A 16,446-nucleotide genomic window follows, 5' to 3' on the forward strand; every position below is an offset into this window, starting at 1 on the left:
CGCGCCTACACGATGAACGGCACCGCTGAATTCCACTATCGTCTGCCGATGCGCGCGGCCGGTGCGCGGCCCGGCTCGCATCCGGGCTCGAGCTTCGGCTCGGGCCAGCAGTTCGCGATGCACGGCCGGCTGTTCGACTATCCGGACCCGCGCCGGCTCGATCTGCGCGCGAGCTTGCGCGCGGCGCGCGACGAGTGGCTCGTGCGCGTGCATTTGCAGCGCGTCGCGGTGTCGGTGTTCGTGATCGTCGACGTGTCGGCGTCGATGCAATTCGGCACCCATAAGACCAAGCTGCAGGTCGTCGCTGATTTCGTCGAAGCGCTCGGCCATAGCGCGTTCCGGGTCGGCGACCGGCTCGGCATGCTGGCCTTCGATAGCGGCGAACGCGACGATCTGCTCATGCCGGCGCGCACGGGACGGGGCACCGGTTCGCTGCTCGCGAGCATGCTGCGCGAAGGCCTGAGTGATACGGCTTCTCGTCAGGCGAATGATCAGGCTGAACGTCAAGCCGATCGTCACGCTGAACGCGGAGCCGTCGAAGGATTGCGGCGTTGCGCGATCCGTATCGCCGGACGCCAGGCGCTCGTGTTCGTGGTGTCCGATTTCCACTGGCCGCTCGCGCGACTGTCGCCGGTGCTCGACATGCTGGTGCATGCGTGCGTGGTGCCGATGGTCGTATGGGACGCGGCCGAGACCACGCCGCCGCAGCACGCGTCGCTGCTGGCCGTCAACGATGCGGAGTCCGGCGAGGAGCGTCGCGTGTGGCTATCGCGCGGCGTGCGCGAGCGCTGGCGCGAAGGCGTCGCGCGCCGTCGCGACGAACTTGCCGCGGTGTTCGGCGCGCGCGGCATCCGGCCGTTCTTTGTCGAAGGCGCGTTCGATCCGGAAGCGATGTCGCGCTACTTTCTGGAGCTGACGGTATGAGCGCGCGCGGGCTGCGCGGTGGCTGCGCGCGTCGGGCGGCGCTGCGCGTGCTGATCGCGTCGCTATGCGGCGGCGCCGCTTGCGCGACGGCCAGCGCCGCCGAGGTGGCCGCGCACGTTCAGGAGCCGCGCGCGTTCGGCTATGTGCTTGGCGATGTGCTGACGCAGCGCGTGCTGCTGGAGGCCGACGGTCGCGACATCGGCGCGGTCACGCCGCCTTCGGTCGGACGCACGGGCGTGTGGCTCGAACGCCGGCCCGTGACGCTCGAAACCGATGCGAACGGCCGCAAGTGGATGGTGATCGGCTATCAGGTCGTCAATGCGCCGCAGACGCTCACGCAGATCACGTTGCCCGCGTTGACGCTGACGTCCGCGGCGGGCACGCAGCTGCAGGTCGCCGAATGGCCGGCGAGCATCGGCCCGCTGACGCCGCAAACCGTGTTCGCCGCGGGGGACTTGCAGCCGCTGCGGCCCGACCGGCAGGCGCCGATGCTGGCCACGTCCGGCTGGCGCCGGCAGATCGCGTGGGCGCTCGGCCTGCTGCTCGCGACGCTGCTCGTGTGGGCGAGCTGGTGGTGGGCGCGCAACCGGCGCGAGGCGGCCCGGCTGCCGTTCGCGCGGGCGTGGCGGCAGATGCAACGGCTGCCGGAGACGCCCGCCGCTTCATCGAACGATGCGTGGGTCTGCCTGCATCGCGCGCTGAACGAAACCGCCGGCCAGGTCGTGCATGCGGCTTCGCTATCCGCGTTGCTCGCGCGTGCGCCGTATCTGCAACCGCTGCGCGCGCAGCTCGAACGTTTCTATCTGGCCTCGGCCGAGCGCTTTTTCACGCCGGCGCCGCACGCCGTCGAGAATGCCGGCGAGCTTTCGCTGCACGCGCTGTGCCGTGCGCTGTATCGGGCGGAGAGGCGCCATCAGCGATGACCATGAGCCTCGATTTCGCCCTTCCGTGGATGCTGGTGCTGCTGCCGCTCGCCGCTCTGCCGCTGCTGCGGCGGCGCAGCGACACGCTGGTGTTTTCGAACGTCGCATGGCTGCCCGCTGACGACCTCGGGCGCATGGCGGGCTGGCTCGTCCGCGGTGGCGCGGCGCTGGCGATCGCGGCGATCGTCGTCGGGCTGGCTGGGCCGGGGCGCTCGCAGTTGCAGGTGCTGCGCACCGGCAGCGGCGCACAGATCCTGATCCTGATGGACCGCAGCCAGAGCATGGACGAGCCGATGGGCAGCAAGGGCGTCGAGGCGCCGCGCGGCGACTCCAAGAACCACGTGGCGCGCGAGGCGCTGACGCGCTTCGTCGAGCAACGGCCGAACGACCGCCTCGCGTTCATGATGTTCGGCACCAACCCCGTGCTGGCGATGCCGTTCACCTACAACCATCGCGTGATCGAGGCCGCGGTCGCGGCCACGGCGATCGGCCGCGGCATGCCGGACACCGAGCTCGATCGCGGCATGCTCGCGGCGATCGCGCAGTTCGATGGGCGCTTGTCGTCGGGCCGCCGCGCGATCGTGCTCGTCTCCGACGGCGGCGCGTTGCTCGACGAAACGATGCAACGGCGCATCGAGGAGGGACTGCGACGCAACCGGATCGCGCTGTACTTCATCTACCTGCGCAGCAGTGTCTTCAGTCCCGATCTGAACGCGGCGCAGCCCGCCAGCGGAAGCTCGGCCGAAGCGCAGCTGCATCGCTTCTTTCTGACGCTGAAGACGCCTTACAGGCTGTTTCAGGCCGAAGACCCGAAGGCGATGATGGCGGCGATCGCGGAGATCAACCGGCAGCAGAACGCAACGACGACGTTCGTCGAGCGTCTGCCTCGCCAGGATCTGAGTCCGTACTGTTTCGCGCTCGCGCTGTTCTGTGCGGCGCTGCTGGTGCTGTTGCACCGGTTGCAGGTGAGGAGCTGGGCATGAAGCGCACGCTGATCCACACGCTGTTCGGCACCGTGGCGATCTGTTGCGCCGCGTGGGCCGCGTATGGCTTCGTTCGTCTGCAGCACGCGGAGCGCGTCAATCAGGCCATTGTCGCGACGAACGCCGCCGCGCGTGACCAGCAAGCCGGCGGCGACGCGCGCGAGGTTCAGCTGGCCCGTGCGATAGCGCTGTCGAAAGCGGGCTCCTACGACGCGGCGGCGCGGCTCTATAACGGTCTGCTCCCCGAGGGCAGCCCGCCTGACGAAGTCGGCCGCGCGGCGCTGTTCGATCTCGGCAACCTGTACCTGCGCGAAGGCAGCGGTGACGACGCGCAGACGGTCAGGTCTCTGGCGATGATCGGCGAGGCCAAGGCGCGCTACCGGCTCGCGCTGCGCGCGGCGCCCGACGATTGGGACGCGCGCTACAACCTCGAGCGCGCGCTGTGGCTCGCGCCGGAAACGCCGTCCGCGCTTGCCGGACCCGACGTGAAAGAGCAGCACAACGTCACAGTGCGCGACGCGCGCAGCCAGGACCTGCCATGAGCGGCGTTCAGCGCGAGCGTGGCTTCGCAAAATGGCGTCACGCGTTGACGCCGCTCGCGCTCGTCGCTTTGATCGCGGCGGTCGCGATGCCGGACGTCACGTTGCCGCGCCACACGTTTAACTACATCGTCACGTTCGACATCACGCAAAGCATGGATGTCGAGGACGTGGTGCTCGACGGCGCCCCGGTCAGCCGGCTCAAGTTCGCGCAGGCCGCGATGCGCGATGCGCTCGAGCGTTTGCCGTGCGGCTCGAAGGTCGGCTGGAGCGTGTTCACCGGGCAGCGGGTGTTGCTGCTGATGGCGCCGGTCGAAGTCTGCGGCAACTACGACGCGCTGCTGGTGTCGCTCGACGGCATCGACGGGCGCATGCGCTGGACCAACTGGAGCCGCATTGCCGAAGGCGGTGTGTATTCGGCCGTGCGCGTCGCGAAGGACGTCGGCGGCGGCGCGGCCATCGCGTTCGTCACCGATGGGCAGGAGGCGCCGCCGCTGTTGGCGTCGCGCCCGCTGATGGAAGGCATCAATGCGGCGCGGATCAGCGGCTGGCTGATCGGCGTCGGCGGCGACCAGCCAGCGGCCATTCCGAAGACCGATGCCGACGGCAACCGGATCGGCGTCTGGCAGGCCGACGACGTGATCCAGGCGTCGCCTACGCCCGGCTCCGGGGTGGCGGCGCAATCGCACGAGGAGTTGTCCGAATTGCGCGGTGAGTACCTCGCTTCGCTGGCTCGGCAGACGGGCCTCGACTACCGGCGTCTGCTGAACGTGACTTCGTTCGGCGATGCGCTGGTCGAAGCGCGCTTCGCCCGCCGCGAACCCGTGCCGACCGATCTGCGCTGGTGTCCCGCGCTGCTCGCGTTGCTGCTGCTCGTCGCGCGCTTCATGCCCGACGCCGTTCTCGCATGGTCGCGCGCGTGGCGAAAGCGCATTCAAACAATCGTTTTGCATATCGCGCCGGCATTCAATGGCCGGTCGACACGCGCCGACTGACTACCGCGAGTGCGACCGTTGACGCTGCAACGGTTGAAGATGCAGGTATCCGATCTGACCACCTAGTTGCTCGCCAAACCTCGCAAGAGTTGCCGGGATTGTTCGACTCGGGACGCTTGCGCCAGAAGCTTTTGCCGGTCTTCGCCACACGCGCGAGATAGCTCACACATTGACCTACCGGTACGCAAATCACTGACTACAATGTCTGAATGCAAGCGACGCTGCCAGGCGCGCGGTTCGAGTGACGCGCCGTGTCATGTGAGGTTTCAATTCCTTCATGGAGGCATGCCGATGACGTGCCAAAACGAGAGGATTGTCGGAGTGGTACTCGTCTTGATGAGCGGCTACGCGTTTGCGGGAGGCCCCTTCGGCGATGTGCCGCAAGCGATGATTGTCGCCAATATCGTCGCGTCGCCCGTCGAAGTCGTGCCGCCCATTCCCGAGCCACGGCGCTACTTCGAGCAGCAGCGGCAGCAGCGTTATGCGATGGAGTATCAAGGGGATCGGGGCAAGCCGTTCTACGCGCAAATGGAGAATTACTATAGCGTGGACCTTGCGCGCGATGTCCAGCTCGGCACCGCGAAAGCCCCGGTGTCGTCCGGACCGGCGTTCGCACCGTTGTCCGAACCGGGCGCAAATGCTGCCGCGCAGAGTGCTTCGAATTCTCTGCGTATGGGTCCATCTACCGCGCCGCAAATATCCATCGTTCAGATGAACGGTTCAGTGTTGTCGATTGGCCAGTCACCGCAGCGACGCTTGTCCTTGACGGTCGACAACTGGGTGTTCTCCGGCACCGCGCGCGTCGCGATACTGCATTCTCACGATACGGGCGCGACGCTGATCGTCAAACGCCGCTACTGAGTGATGTCGCGCGGGTTCCCGGGCCGCGCACGTCACGTCGACGAAAAGCGCTCGCGATACACCTGCGGCGCCACGCGCAGCTGACGCACGAAGCTGCAGCGCATCGTTTCCTCGCTGCCGAATCCACATCGCGCCGCGATCCGTTTGATCGACCAGGATGTCTCGCTGAGCAAGCGTTGTGCCGCTTCGATGCGTAGCTGCTCGACCGCGCGCGCGGGCGTGCGGCCCGTCTGCGCCTTGTAGTGGCGCATGAAGCTGCGCTCGCTCATATGCAGCCGTTGCGCGAGCGCGGGCACTGACAGGTCGGCTGCGAGATGCGACGTCATCCATGCATGCAATTCGCCGAAACGGTCGTCGGCATGTTGCAGCGACAGCGCCGCGCTGAATTGCGACTGCCCACCCGGCCGCTTCAGAAACACGACGAGCTCGCGTGCGACCTCGAGCGCCAACGCGCGGCCGTGATCTTCTTCGAGCATCGCTAGCGCGAGGTCGATGCCGGCGGTGACGCCCGCCGATGTCCAGATATCGCCGTCGCGAATGAAAATCGGATCGGCTTCGACTTGCAGTTGCGGATAGGCCTGCGCGAGTTCGTCGCAACGCGCCCAATGCGTGGCGACGCGCCGGCCGTCGAGCAAGCCTGCCTCGGCGAGCAGGAACGCGCCCGAGCAGACCGACGCGACGCGTCTGCAATGCGGCGCGTGGCGCTGCGTCCAGCGGATCAGGCGTTGATCGGCCGATGCCTGGCGAACGCCCCGGCCGCCCGCAACGATCAGCGTATCGGGCGGCGTCTTCACCGAGCGCAGTGATGCGGCAAGCACCATGAGTCCCGACGACGATATGACGGGCCCGGCTGAGGCAGCCACGACGCGGGGTGCGTAGAGCTTGCCGAGCCCGCGCTGCGCGACGAGCTCATTGGCGGACGCAAATACCTGCAGCGGACCGCTCACGTCGAGCAGTTGCATGTTCGGGAAGGCGAGCAGCACGATAGAGCGGAGAGCGCTGGACATGTGAGCGAATGGGTGGCAGAAATCAAGGGGACAATCGAAGTTTTGCCAAACACTACGCGCATAGAATCGATCCGTCCAGCTGGACGAAATGGCAGATGGCGTAGTTCGGCTTCTCCTTCAATGCGACCCCTGCGTCGTGAAGATCGGCGCGGACCCCGTTGTCACCGGCTACGTTGACCGCGTTGCGGGTCGTTGAGTGCGACGACACACACGCTATCCGTATCGGGGCGCGGCAAGTGCGAGGACGTGGCGGACTGCGCCGTGCAGTTCGATTCGTTCCAATTCGCGAACATGGCTCCCGCCGACATAGCGCCAACTGTCACCGGAAGATGCGGCAGCGATTCTCGCTGACTCTACGGAAGGCATAAACGCGAAACTGGCGGCTATGGATGCTTCATGGACGCAACACTAACCAGTTTCGATCCCTGACGATAAAGGCGGCTCAGTGCCGCCTTTTTTTGTCCCGCGCCAGCAGGAATATGCAATAGAAATTGAGATAACCGACACCATCGTAAATAGTTGTCAAAACGGGCTTATCCCGAATTAATGCGGTTGACGGTGGTCCGATTCGATGATTAATTCGCGAGGAATCGCCTGAAAACTCTTGAGGAGAGTAATGGAGCAACTGAAACAGCAAAGCAGTGGGAAGGATTGGACGGTCGAGGAAGAATGCGACCTTTGCCGTATCACCTATTCGATCTACTCAAACTTCCCGCCAATGCCGCACGCACAGGCCCTGAACGCCGAAACCGGCGAGTTCTTTCCGTTTGACAGGGTTCGCAAGATGAAATCCGGTTACGCCATGGCCGAAGCTTTGGGTTACGCATGGGCGTGCAACTGTCGTGGACGCGCACAGATGCGTTTCGATGAGCAGTTCACGCTTCGAGACGACAACGCACAACCGCTCGCGAATGTCCGCTATCGCGTGCGTACTGGCTCGACCGTGCTAGCTAGCGGCGTAACGGATTGGAGTGGGCGCACGCACCGGATAGTGACGAATGGTAGCCGGGCGTTAAGGCTTGAGGTGGCCCATTGAACAGTAGGTGAGTATGTTTGATCGACTCCTGGCGGATGGGGACCGCACTTCCACGGGCAGCGTTACGTCGCTCGATGAGGCTGGCTGCGCGCTCGCGGACTTACGACTACCAGATCGTCGTTGACGGCGAACTGATGTAACAGGAACGACAAACGCGCTCGGGCAAACCGAGCGTGTCACTACATCACAAGCATCAAACTGAATTTCGAAAAATAGATATGTCAGAGAATACAGAATGGACCGTTGTTCACGACACGGCAGTAACAAACACAAACCCTGATTCGAACATCGCTGTTACTCTCGATCCGACGCCGATTTGTTCGAATATGAGTAACAAAGAGTTTCGCGATTCAATCATTAAATCGCGAGACGAGGCCGTTGATTTGATTAAAGCACGAATCGCAGCATTAGCGAAATGGGATGCAAGCGAGCAGGATCGTGCAAAAAAATGGTTCGGCCGAGCCGACGAAGCTACGTATGGCATATTGCAAGTAGGATTACCAAGGCTTCTACAAGTTATGCAGAATTTAAAGCCAGAAAATATCGTTCGCTGGGACAAGCAAAAACAACGTAACGTCACTTGCACCGTCTTTCCAGATAACGGCGCAACCGATGCTTCGGTCTGTAAGCCCGACTCAGCAAGGCGCATCATTGCGATATACCCACATTTTTGCACTTCGCCACGTTCGCAACTGTGGCACGGTTGCCAAGTCTTGACGCTGATTCACGAATGCACCCATTTCACTGATGTATTCGATTCAACCGATGATATGTACGGTGTCACCATTGGACTTTCATTCTGGGCGCAAGATAATCCAGCCAAAGCTATCCGGAATGCAGACAGTTTGGCGTGTTACGTAGGATTCAAGGACTAAGGACATTTCGTGCTACAAAAGAATTTTCACTTCCTGAGAGTCTGCTATCTCATGGTGTTTTACTTTGTTTCCACCGCAGGTAGCGCAACTGCCTGCACCATTTCAGAGGATATGACAAGTAGCCTGCCTCTCAATTCGACGGAAATTTCAAATATAGATCGCATTAAGATTGCGAACTTGGTGCTTGCTGCGAGGCAATGGCCGAACGTCGAAATTAGAGGAATTGTCTACGCAGGCGGGTATGTGAAGGAGAACAGCCCGAAGGATATAGCAGAAAAGCGCGCAGGGATCCTTAAAAGCTATCTGGTTCAACTTGGCATAAAAGAAGGAAATATTTGGGTTGATACGAGACTCATCAAGGAACCCGATATTGATGACAAAGGCAACGCGACGCTCGATCAGATATCAGTAACGCTGGTCCCGATATGTGAAGGCGGCTGCGAACGACTATGCGACGATCCGCGCATAACGCCGACGAGCAAGGCCGTCAAATAGAAATTCGCTCTCGCTTCGGCGGCGGGGGTTTTTACCTTCGGCGCGTCGACGCAGCAGATCGCGCGCAGTTGCTTTTGTCAAGGCGAGCAGCACGATGAAGCGGGGGAGCGCTGGACATGTGAGAAACGGTGGCAGAAATCAAGTGGCAATGGCGTCGCACTAAGACTCGGTTTTTCTGTTTAATCGCAGGAATGCTATTTCCTTTTTTTGCGGCGGCAAAATCAAATTATGATTTTTCGGTGACACTTTCAAATTCTGATTGTCTGCAACATTTGGGAGGCGGCTATGGAGACGTCGAATGCTATTCGGGATTGCAAAAAAAACTGGTGACCGACAGTCAAATCTTATATAAAAAACTGCGTGCAACCATACCAAAAGGCAATATTCATGCGAAATTGCTGGACAAATACATGGCGACGCAGAATGCATCTGTCAAGTATTGCGAATTGCCGCGCAATGCGGGGGCGGAGTGGGAAACCGAGCACGGGGGCTCCATGTTTCCGGCCTTGCAGGCGGAGTGCATCTACAATCTACGAAAGGCACAAAACGAATTCTTAAAGGGCTTGCTTGATATGGCGGAAGGAAAATAACGAATGCATGGTGGGATCAGGGGCAAGACTCGTGGCCGCTGCGTACCAGTCGCAAGGCATTGAATCCCTTTCTGAACCGCGTCTTTCCATACTATGCGTCGTTTTTCGGCGGCCGAGCAGCACGATAGAACGCGGAGCGCTGGACATGTGAGCCAACGCGTGGCAGAAAACAAGGGACCAAGGGCAGTCTTGCCAAACACTACGCGCATAGAATCGATCCGTCCAGCTGGAAGAAATGACAGATGGCGTGTTTCGATTTCTCCTTCGATAAGGTATCCCTATGAGCCTCCAAATCGGTTTTCTGGTGTTTCCGAAAGTACAGCAACTCGATCTGACCGGCCCGCATGACGTGCTCGCATCGTTGCCGGAAGCCACGATGCATCTGGTCTGGAAGACGCGGGAGCCGGTGGTGTCGAGCAACGGCCTCGTGCTGACGCCGAGCGCGACGTACGAAAGCTGCCCGGCGCTCGACGTGATCTGTGTGCCAGGCGGGAGCGGCGTGACCGCGCTGTTGCAAGACGAGCAGACGATCGACTTCGTTCGCCGGCAGGCCGCGAGCGCGCGCTACGTGACGTCGGTCTGCACCGGCGCATTGCTACTGGGCGCGGCCGGATTGCTGCGCGGGCGGCGCGCGACGACTCACTGGGCGTTTCACTCGTTGCTGGAGCCGCTCGGCGCGATTCCGACGCATGCGCGTGTAGTCCGCGACGGCAATCTGATTACCGGCGGCGGCGTGACGGCTGGCATCGATTTCGGGTTGACCGTGGCTGCCGAATTGGCGGGCGTCGAAGAAGCGCAGGCGATCCAGCTCGAACTCGAATACGCGCCCGCGCCGCCGTTCGACGCGGGCCATCCGGCGTCGGCGCCGCAAGCGGTGGTGGAGCTGGTTCGGCAGAGGTCGGCGGAAAGTCTGGCGGCGCGGCGTCGCGTCGTGATGGAGATCGCAGAGAGAAGCTAAACCTTGCTTGCGCGTGCGGGCATTCCATTAAACTGTGAGGGTCCACCCGTTTCCGCCAGTCGGATTGATGCGATGAAGTACTGCAAATTGTCCCGGGGGCACTCCCCATGCGCGTAGGCAAGCCCGTCAAGGCACTGCCGCAGCCGTCATGCGACTACTGCGGCAATCGTGCTTTGCTCGCGCGTTACGGCGACGAGTCCTACCCGTATCGCAGCGATCAAGGCCCGCTGTGGATCTGCACCGCCTGTCAGGCGTGGATCGGCGTGTATTCGCGCAGCAAGCACAACCTGCCGCTCGGCCGCCTCGCCGACGCGGCGTTGCGCGAGTCGAAGAGCGAGCTGCACGACGCGCTCGAACCGCTCGTCGCCGCGAAGGTGCGCCGCGATGGCGTGAACGCCTTCGAAGCCCGCGCGAAAGCGATCCGGTGGGTCGCGACCGAGCTCGGCTTCGATCCGGTTCCGGCGAGCATTCACGCGTTCACGCCCGAGCAGTGCGAACAGGCGCTGCGTTATGTCGAGGCTTTCGTTGAAGCGCGGCGTGCGCGATAGCGCGACTTTCCGCGGGCCGCTACATCTCCAGCAAAACATCGCGCAGCGCATCCAACGACGCATCGCGCGGATTCCTCGGCCGTTGTAACGCAATCGGCAGTTCGCGCGCGATGCGGCTCGGGCTGCCAACGCCCGCCGGGGACAACAGCAGCACGCGATCGGACAGACTCAGCGCTTCGTCGAGATCGTGCGTGACGAGCAGCACCGTCGTGCCGCGCGCATGCTTCAACGCGAGCAGCAACTGCTGCAGCCGCGCGCGCGTGATCGCATCGACGGCGCTGAACGGTTCGTCGAGCAGCAGCAGTTCAGGTTCGTTGAACAGACCTCGCGCGAGCGCGACGCGCTGCGCCATGCCGCCGGACAGTTGCTTCGGCAGCGCGTCGCGCACGCCAGCGAGGCCCACCTCGGCGAGCAGCGCATCGACGCGCGGATCGTCTCCCGCGTGTGGCCCCGCGGCAAAGGCGATGTTGTCGGCCACGCTGAGCCATGGCAGCAGGCGCGGTTCCTGAAAGATCATGCCGACGCGCGGCGACGGCGCGAGCAAAGGCACGCCGTCGATCAGCACGGTACCCGTGGTTGCGCGATCGAGTCCCGCCACCGCGCGCAGCAGTGTGCTTTTACCGCAGCCGCTAGGACCGACCAGACTGACGATCTCGCCGCGCGACAGCGCGAACGATACCTTGTCGAACACGTTGCGCTCGCCAAAGCGCCGCGTCAGTCCACGTACTTCGAGTAACGGAGCAAGTGCCCGATTCATCGCGCGGCCTCCGACGTCTGGTGCGCATCGCGCCACGACAGCGCGCGTAGCTCGATCGCTTTCAGCATGCCGTCGCTCAGTTTGCCGAGCAACGCGAGCAGCAGGATCGCGCCGAACACCAGATCCGGCCGGCCGGTTTCACGTCCATCGCTGAGCAGATAACCGAGCCCGCGCGTCGCCGCGATCAGTTCAGCGGCCACCATGAACATCCAGGCGAGGCTGAGCCCGGTGCGCAGCCCGGTGAAAATCTGCGGCATCGACGCGGGCAGCAGTATGCGCGTGAACAGCGCGCGCCGGCTCAGCCGGTTCAATTCGCCGAATTCGATCAGCTTGCGGTCGACGCCGTGAATGCCGGCCACCACGCTCAACTGCACGGGGAAAAACGCGCCGATCGCGATCAGCGTGATCTTCGGCGCTTCGTCGATGCCCATCCATAGCAGCAGGATCGGCACCCACGCAAGCGACGGAATCGCGCGCAAGGCCTGAAACATGGGGTCGAGCAACGCATCGACGCGCCGGCTCAGGCCCATCGCCGCACCGATCAGCAGCGCGAGCACGGCGCCGATCGCAAAGCCGCCGTACACGCGGATCACGCTCGCGCCGATATGGCGCGCGAGCCGCGCCGCGCCGAGATCCCATAGCGTCTGCGCGATCGCGCTCGGCGCGGGGACCAGATGCATCGGCAGGATCGACGCGCGCACCAGCAGCTCGATGACAGCCAGGAACACGACCGGCAGCGCGAGACCGGCATAGCGCCACAGTCGTAACGGGTCGATCGCGCGCGGCGGTTGGGCGAGTTCGCTACACGACGGACAGGACGAATCCCTCCGTGCGAGCGTGAAGTTCTTCGCGGTGCTCATCGGCAGGCTCGGGTCTGGTGCGTGCGGTTCATTTCGTGCCGTTGCTCGCCGTCGCAATCACCGGCTGCGCGACTTTAGCGTCGACCAGTGCATCGATGATCGCGTTCAGATCGGTGCCGCTCTTCACGAGTTGCTCGTCGACCAGGATCGGCGCAGCGGCTTTGAGCGCGGCAATCTGCCGGGCGCCAGGCTGAGGCTGGCTGAAGTCGTTGCGGCTCAACTGCAGTTTCGCGACCGGCAGCGAAACCTTGGATTCCTCCGCGACGATCCTGGCGGTGTCGTCAGGGTGAGCGGCGATCCAGACGCGGGCCTTTTCATAGACCTTCAGCACGCGCGCGAGCGCGTCCTGATGGTCGCGGATGAAGTCCTCGCGCGCATTCAGGAAGCCCCAGGTGTTGAAGTCGACGTTGCGATACAACAGCCGCGCGCCATCGTCGACCTGCGCGGCCGCCATGTGCGGATCGAGCCCGGCCCACGCGTCCACCTGGCCGTTGGCGAGCGCGGTGCGGCCATCGGGATGCTGCAGGTTGACGATCTCGACATCGTCGCGCGACAGCCCCGCCGTATGCAGCGCGCGCAACGTGAACAGGAACGGATCGGTGCCCTTGGTGGCCGCGATCTTCTTGCCCTTCAGATCGGCGAGGGTTTTGATCGGCGAGTCCTTGCGCACGACGAGGGCGGTCCACTCGGGCCGCGAATAGATGTACACCGCGCGAATCGGATTGCCGTTCGCCTTGCCGAGCACGGCGGCGAGGCCCGCGGTCGAGCCGATGTCGACCGCGCCGCTGTTCAGGTATTCGAGCGCGCGGTTGCTGCCGAGGCTGAGCACCCACTTCACTTGCGTGTGGTCGGCGGCGAACTCTTGTTCGAGCCAGCCGTTGCGCTTGATCACGAGGCTTTCCGGCGAATAGTACGCATAGTCGAGCTTCAGCTCGTCGAGCGGCGCGGCGTGGGCGGTGTGGGCTGCGCCGAAGATGCCGAGTGCAAGCGCGGCCGCGGCCGTTTTCAGCCAACCGCGTCTGCTGCGGTTGCGTTCGCCGCCGGGCTCGATTGCATTGCGCGCTGTCGTGAAGAATGAAAAGCCCCGGGTCGGTGTCATCGATTGTCCTTATGGTCGCGTGTGGTGGTCGTTCAATGTAACCAGGACGGTCGCGCGAGCGAACCAACAAATGCTCAGAATCAAAGCAGTTTTGGCGCTATGGCGGAGAGTCACGACGCAAAAGCAATGCTGCGTTCCAGTGATTAGCTATGCATGATTCGTTGGAACCGCGCCGGTCGAAAATGCCTATAGTCGGAGCCTTCTTCGTATCTCAAATCAACCCGAAGGCTTCCGATGAATCACTCTCTCCGTCAGTTGCGGCGTGCGCTGCGCGCCGCTGCCTTCGTCGCGGCGTCGGCCGGCATTGCCGCGTTTTCGCCGTTCGCTTCATCCGCGCACGCGCAAAGCCGCGAAGTCGTGATCGGCTATCAGGACATGGTCGTGCCGTGGCGTTACGCGCAAGCCACCGGCGCCGTCGAAAAAGCGACGGGCTACAAGGTCACGTATCGCAAGCTCGGCAGCGGCGCGGATGTGGTGCGCGCACTGGCGTCAGGCTCGATCCAGTTGGGCGAGGCGGGATCGAGCCCGATCGCGGCGGGCCTGTCGCAAGGCGTCGACCTGTCGCTGTTCTGGATTCTCGACAACATCAACGACGCGGAAGCGCTGGTCGCGCGCGACGGTTCGGGCGTCACGAAGATCACCGACCTGAAGGGCAAGACGATCGGCGTGCCGTATGTGTCGACGTCGCATTTTCATGCGCTGGTCGCGTTGCAGCAGGCGGGTGTCGATCCGTCGTCGGTGAAGATCCTGAACCTGCGTCCGCCTGAAGTCGCCGCCGCCTGGCAGCGCGGCAATATCGATGCGACCTACATCTGGGACCCGGTGCTCGCGAAGGTCAAGCAGAATGGCAAGGTGCTGATTACGTCGGGCGAAGTCGCGAAGGGAAGCGGCAAGGCAACCTTCGACGGCTTTGTCGCGTCGCGGCAGTTCGAGCGCGACAACGCGGCGTTCATGGCGGGTCTCGTCAAGGTGCTCGCCGATACGGACGCGCTGTATCGCGATCACAAGGCCGATTGGACCGCGGCTTCGCAGCAGGTGCAGGCGGTCGCGCAGGAGTCGGGCGCGGCACCGGCCGACGTGCCCGCGAGCCTCGCGCTGTACGCGTTCCCGAGCGCCGCGGAGCAGGCGTCGCCGACCTGGCTCGGCGGCGGCAAGCAGTCCGGTGCGGCGCAATCGCTCGCGGCCACGGCGGCGTTCCTGAAGACGCAGGGCACGATCCAGAACGTGTTGCCCGATTACTCGGCGGCCGTGAATCCGCGCTTCGCGCAGCAGGCCGCGCGATGAGCATGCTCGACATCCGCGGACTGCGCGTGAGCTACGCCGGTGCGAGCGAGCCCGCACTCGCGGGTGTCGATCTGCGCATCGAGCGCGGCGAGTTCGTGGTCGCGCTCGGGGCGTCGGGTTGCGGCAAAACCACGTTGCTCAACTGCATCGCCGGGTTCGTCGATCCGAGCGAGGGCGAGGTGCGGCTCAACGGCACGCCGATCGACGGACCCGGTGCCGAGCGCGGCGTCGTGTTTCAGAAGCATGCGCTGATGCCGTGGCTCGACGTGCTCGACAACGTCGCGCTCGGCTTGCGGTTTCGCGGCATCGCGCGTGCGCAGCGACACGAGATCGCGCGGCGCACGCTGGCGCTCGTCGGGCTCGAACGGCACGCGAACGCGAAGATCCATGCGCTGTCGGGCGGCATGCAGCAGCGCGTGGGTATTGCGCGCGCGTTGGCGAGCGATCCTGAGATATTGCTGATGGACGAGCCGATGGGCGCACTCGATGCGCTGACGCGCGAGACGGTGCAGGAACTCGTGCTCGACGTGTGGGCGCGCACCCACAAGACGGTGTTCTTCATCACGCACAGCGTCGAGGAAGCGCTGTTTCTCGCGACGCGTCTGGTACTGATGACACCGGGGCCCGGACGCATCGCCGAAGTCCATGAACTGCCGTTCGCACGCGAATATCTGGCGAGTCGCGATGCACGCGCGGTCAAGTCGTCGCCGGCTTTCATCGAGTGGCGCGAGCGTCTGACGCGGCGGCTGCACGATACATTGCGTGAGGCCGCCTGATGAGCGTGATCGAATCGTCGCAACAACACGCGCCGGCACGTCCTGACACAGCGCGTCGCTCGACCCGGCTACGCGGCGCGGCGCACGGCCGCAGACCTTATCGCGGCATGCCGGGTGAAGGCCCGAGCGCGTGGCTCAGTGTGACCTGCGTCGCGGTAGTTGCGCTGCTGTGGTGGACCGCGACTCATCTGCACTGGCTACCACCGCTGTTCCTGCCCGCACCGGACGCGGTCTGGCATGCGTTCGTCGATGCATGGCACGGTCGCATCCAGGGCGGCTTGCCGTTGTCGGAGCATCTGCTGTGGAGCGCGATCCGCGTGTTCGGCGCGTTCGCGCTCGCGAGCATCACCGCGATACCGGTCGGCATTCTGATGGGCGTGAGCCGCGTTGCGCGCGGACTGCTCGATCCGCCGCTGGAGTTCTACCGGCCGCTGCCGCCGCTCGCGTATCTGCCGCTCGTCGTGATCTGGTTCGGCATCGACGAGACCGCAAAGATCGTCGTGATCTGGCTCGCATGTTTCGCGCCGATCGCGATGGCCGCGCGTGCCGGCGTGCGCAGCGCGAGCGTCGAGCAAATCAACGCGGCGTGGTCGCTCGGCGCGAATTTCCGCCAGGTGGTATTGCACGTGGTGCTGCCCGCCGCGCTGCCCGAAATCCTGACCGGGCTGCGCATCGCGATCGGCTTCGGCTGGACCACGCTGGTTGCGGCCGAAATGGTCGCCGCCACTGCCGGACTCGGCCAGATGGTGCTCAACGCGTCGAGCTTCCTGCGCACCGATGTGGTCGTGATGGGGATCGTGCTGATCGGTCTGATCGCGTGGCTGTTCGATCTCGGCATGCGCGCGCTCGAACGCAGGCTGGTGCCGTGGAAAGGCAAGCAGTAAGCACCTGCCGCATATCTGAATCGCCGCTTAGCTCGTGACGATTAGTTGGTTC

The 16,446-nt window shown here is 63.7% G+C and carries 19 protein-coding genes; 15 read left to right on the forward strand and 4 right to left on the reverse strand.

From position 1 onward, the window contains the following. The first annotated feature begins 12 nt into the window (after nucleotides 1-12). The 6 genes from AB3X89_RS27720 to AB3X89_RS27745 all read left to right on the forward strand — a co-directional run bounded on the left by AB3X89_RS27720 (nucleotide 13) and on the right by AB3X89_RS27745 (nucleotide 5,225). The gene (locus tag AB3X89_RS27720; RefSeq protein ID WP_368586134.1) at nucleotides 13-924 is read left to right on the forward strand and encodes a DUF58 domain-containing protein; all 912 of its coding nucleotides are present in this window, start codon (nucleotides 13-15) and stop codon (nucleotides 922-924) included. After that, complete coding sequence (locus AB3X89_RS27725) at nucleotides 921-1,847, forward strand: calcium incorporation protein MxaA (RefSeq protein WP_368586135.1); 927 nt, start codon at nucleotides 921-923, stop codon at nucleotides 1,845-1,847. The genes AB3X89_RS27720 and AB3X89_RS27725 overlap by 4 nt, the downstream gene beginning before the upstream one ends. After that, nucleotides 1,844-2,830 (forward strand): vWA domain-containing protein, encoded by a 987-nt coding sequence (locus tag AB3X89_RS27730; protein WP_368586136.1) that lies wholly within the window; start codon nucleotides 1,844-1,846, stop codon nucleotides 2,828-2,830. Before AB3X89_RS27725 ends, AB3X89_RS27730 begins: the two co-directional genes overlap by 4 nt. Next, on the forward strand, nucleotides 2,827-3,372 hold the full coding sequence (locus AB3X89_RS27735) for a tetratricopeptide repeat protein (protein WP_368586137.1): 546 nt from the start codon (nucleotides 2,827-2,829) through the stop codon (nucleotides 3,370-3,372). The genes AB3X89_RS27730 and AB3X89_RS27735 overlap by 4 nt, the downstream gene beginning before the upstream one ends. Beyond that, a complete protein-coding gene (locus AB3X89_RS27740) occupies nucleotides 3,369-4,364 on the forward strand; it encodes an MxaL protein (RefSeq protein WP_368586138.1) in 996 nt (331 codons plus the stop codon). Before AB3X89_RS27735 ends, AB3X89_RS27740 begins: the two co-directional genes overlap by 4 nt. Before the next feature lie 321 nt (nucleotides 4,365-4,685). Beyond that, the gene (locus tag AB3X89_RS27745) at nucleotides 4,686-5,225 is read left to right on the forward strand and encodes a hypothetical protein (protein WP_368586139.1); all 540 of its coding nucleotides are present in this window, start codon (nucleotides 4,686-4,688) and stop codon (nucleotides 5,223-5,225) included. A gap of 32 nt (nucleotides 5,226-5,257) precedes the next feature. On the opposite strand, the gene AB3X89_RS27750 is transcribed toward AB3X89_RS27745, so the two are convergent. Further along, nucleotides 5,258-6,232 carry a GlxA family transcriptional regulator gene (locus AB3X89_RS27750; RefSeq protein ID WP_368586140.1) on the reverse strand — a complete coding sequence of 325 codons (975 nt, stop codon included), beginning with the start codon at nucleotides 6,230-6,232 and terminating at the stop codon, nucleotides 5,258-5,260. 616 nt (nucleotides 6,233-6,848) lie between these two features. Between AB3X89_RS27750 and AB3X89_RS27755 the strand changes: the two genes are divergently transcribed. The 6 genes from AB3X89_RS27755 (at nucleotide 6,849) to AB3X89_RS27780 (ending at nucleotide 10,734) form a co-directional block, all read left to right on the forward strand. Beyond that, nucleotides 6,849-7,268: a hypothetical protein gene (locus AB3X89_RS27755; protein ID WP_368586141.1), complete on the forward strand. Its 420-nt coding sequence runs from the start codon at nucleotides 6,849-6,851 to the stop codon at nucleotides 7,266-7,268. A gap of 218 nt (nucleotides 7,269-7,486) precedes the next feature. Further along, nucleotides 7,487-8,143 carry a M35 family metallo-endopeptidase gene (locus AB3X89_RS27760; protein ID WP_368586142.1) on the forward strand — a complete coding sequence of 219 codons (657 nt, stop codon included), beginning with the start codon at nucleotides 7,487-7,489 and terminating at the stop codon, nucleotides 8,141-8,143. Nucleotides 8,144-8,152: 9 nt separating this feature from the next. Next, complete coding sequence (locus AB3X89_RS27765) at nucleotides 8,153-8,638, forward strand: hypothetical protein (protein WP_368586143.1); 486 nt, start codon at nucleotides 8,153-8,155, stop codon at nucleotides 8,636-8,638. Between the two features lie 128 nt (nucleotides 8,639-8,766). Further along, entirely contained in the window at nucleotides 8,767-9,228 is a 462-nt protein-coding gene (locus AB3X89_RS27770; RefSeq protein WP_368586144.1) for a hypothetical protein, read from the forward strand. A gap of 280 nt (nucleotides 9,229-9,508) precedes the next feature. After that, complete coding sequence (locus tag AB3X89_RS27775) at nucleotides 9,509-10,186, forward strand: DJ-1/PfpI family protein (protein ID WP_368586145.1); 678 nt, start codon at nucleotides 9,509-9,511, stop codon at nucleotides 10,184-10,186. 107 nt (nucleotides 10,187-10,293) lie between these two features. Then, nucleotides 10,294-10,734 (forward strand): zinc-finger-containing protein, encoded by a 441-nt coding sequence (locus AB3X89_RS27780; protein WP_368586146.1) that lies wholly within the window; start codon nucleotides 10,294-10,296, stop codon nucleotides 10,732-10,734. 19 nt (nucleotides 10,735-10,753) lie between these two features. Here the strand turns inward: AB3X89_RS27780 and AB3X89_RS27785 are convergent, their stop codons facing one another. Genes AB3X89_RS27785 through AB3X89_RS27795 form a run of 3 tightly spaced genes read right to left on the reverse strand, consistent with a single transcriptional unit; the run spans nucleotide 10,754 to nucleotide 13,450 of the window. Continuing rightward, nucleotides 10,754-11,491 (reverse strand): ABC transporter ATP-binding protein, encoded by a 738-nt coding sequence (locus AB3X89_RS27785; protein ID WP_368586147.1) that lies wholly within the window; start codon nucleotides 11,489-11,491, stop codon nucleotides 10,754-10,756. Next, a complete protein-coding gene (locus AB3X89_RS27790) occupies nucleotides 11,488-12,351 on the reverse strand; it encodes an ABC transporter permease (protein WP_368586148.1) in 864 nt (287 codons plus the stop codon). Before AB3X89_RS27790 ends, AB3X89_RS27785 begins: the two co-directional genes overlap by 4 nt. Before the next feature lie 28 nt (nucleotides 12,352-12,379). Continuing rightward, nucleotides 12,380-13,450, reverse strand: coding sequence for an aliphatic sulfonate ABC transporter substrate-binding protein (locus AB3X89_RS27795; RefSeq protein WP_368586149.1), 1,071 nt, complete (start codon nucleotides 13,448-13,450; stop codon nucleotides 12,380-12,382). Between the two features lie 234 nt (nucleotides 13,451-13,684). Here AB3X89_RS27795 and tauA point away from each other — a divergent pair, with 234 nt between their 5' ends. The 3 genes from tauA to AB3X89_RS27810 are packed head-to-tail and all read left to right on the forward strand — an operon-like array spanning nucleotide 13,685 to nucleotide 16,394. Further along, nucleotides 13,685-14,734, forward strand: a complete 1,050-nt coding sequence (gene tauA, locus AB3X89_RS27800; RefSeq protein WP_368586150.1) for a taurine ABC transporter substrate-binding protein — start codon at nucleotides 13,685-13,687, stop codon at nucleotides 14,732-14,734. Continuing rightward, entirely contained in the window at nucleotides 14,731-15,510 is a 780-nt protein-coding gene (locus AB3X89_RS27805; protein ID WP_368586151.1) for a taurine ABC transporter ATP-binding protein, read from the forward strand. Before tauA ends, AB3X89_RS27805 begins: the two co-directional genes overlap by 4 nt. Further along, complete coding sequence (locus tag AB3X89_RS27810) at nucleotides 15,510-16,394, forward strand: ABC transporter permease subunit (RefSeq protein ID WP_368586152.1); 885 nt, start codon at nucleotides 15,510-15,512, stop codon at nucleotides 16,392-16,394. The genes AB3X89_RS27805 and AB3X89_RS27810 overlap by 1 nt, the downstream gene beginning before the upstream one ends. The last annotated feature ends 52 nt before the right edge of the window (nucleotides 16,395-16,446 follow it).

The sequence above is a fragment of the Paraburkholderia sp. BR14320 genome, assembly GCF_040948665.1.
Lineage (GTDB): Bacteria > Pseudomonadota > Gammaproteobacteria > Burkholderiales > Burkholderiaceae > Paraburkholderia > Paraburkholderia youngii.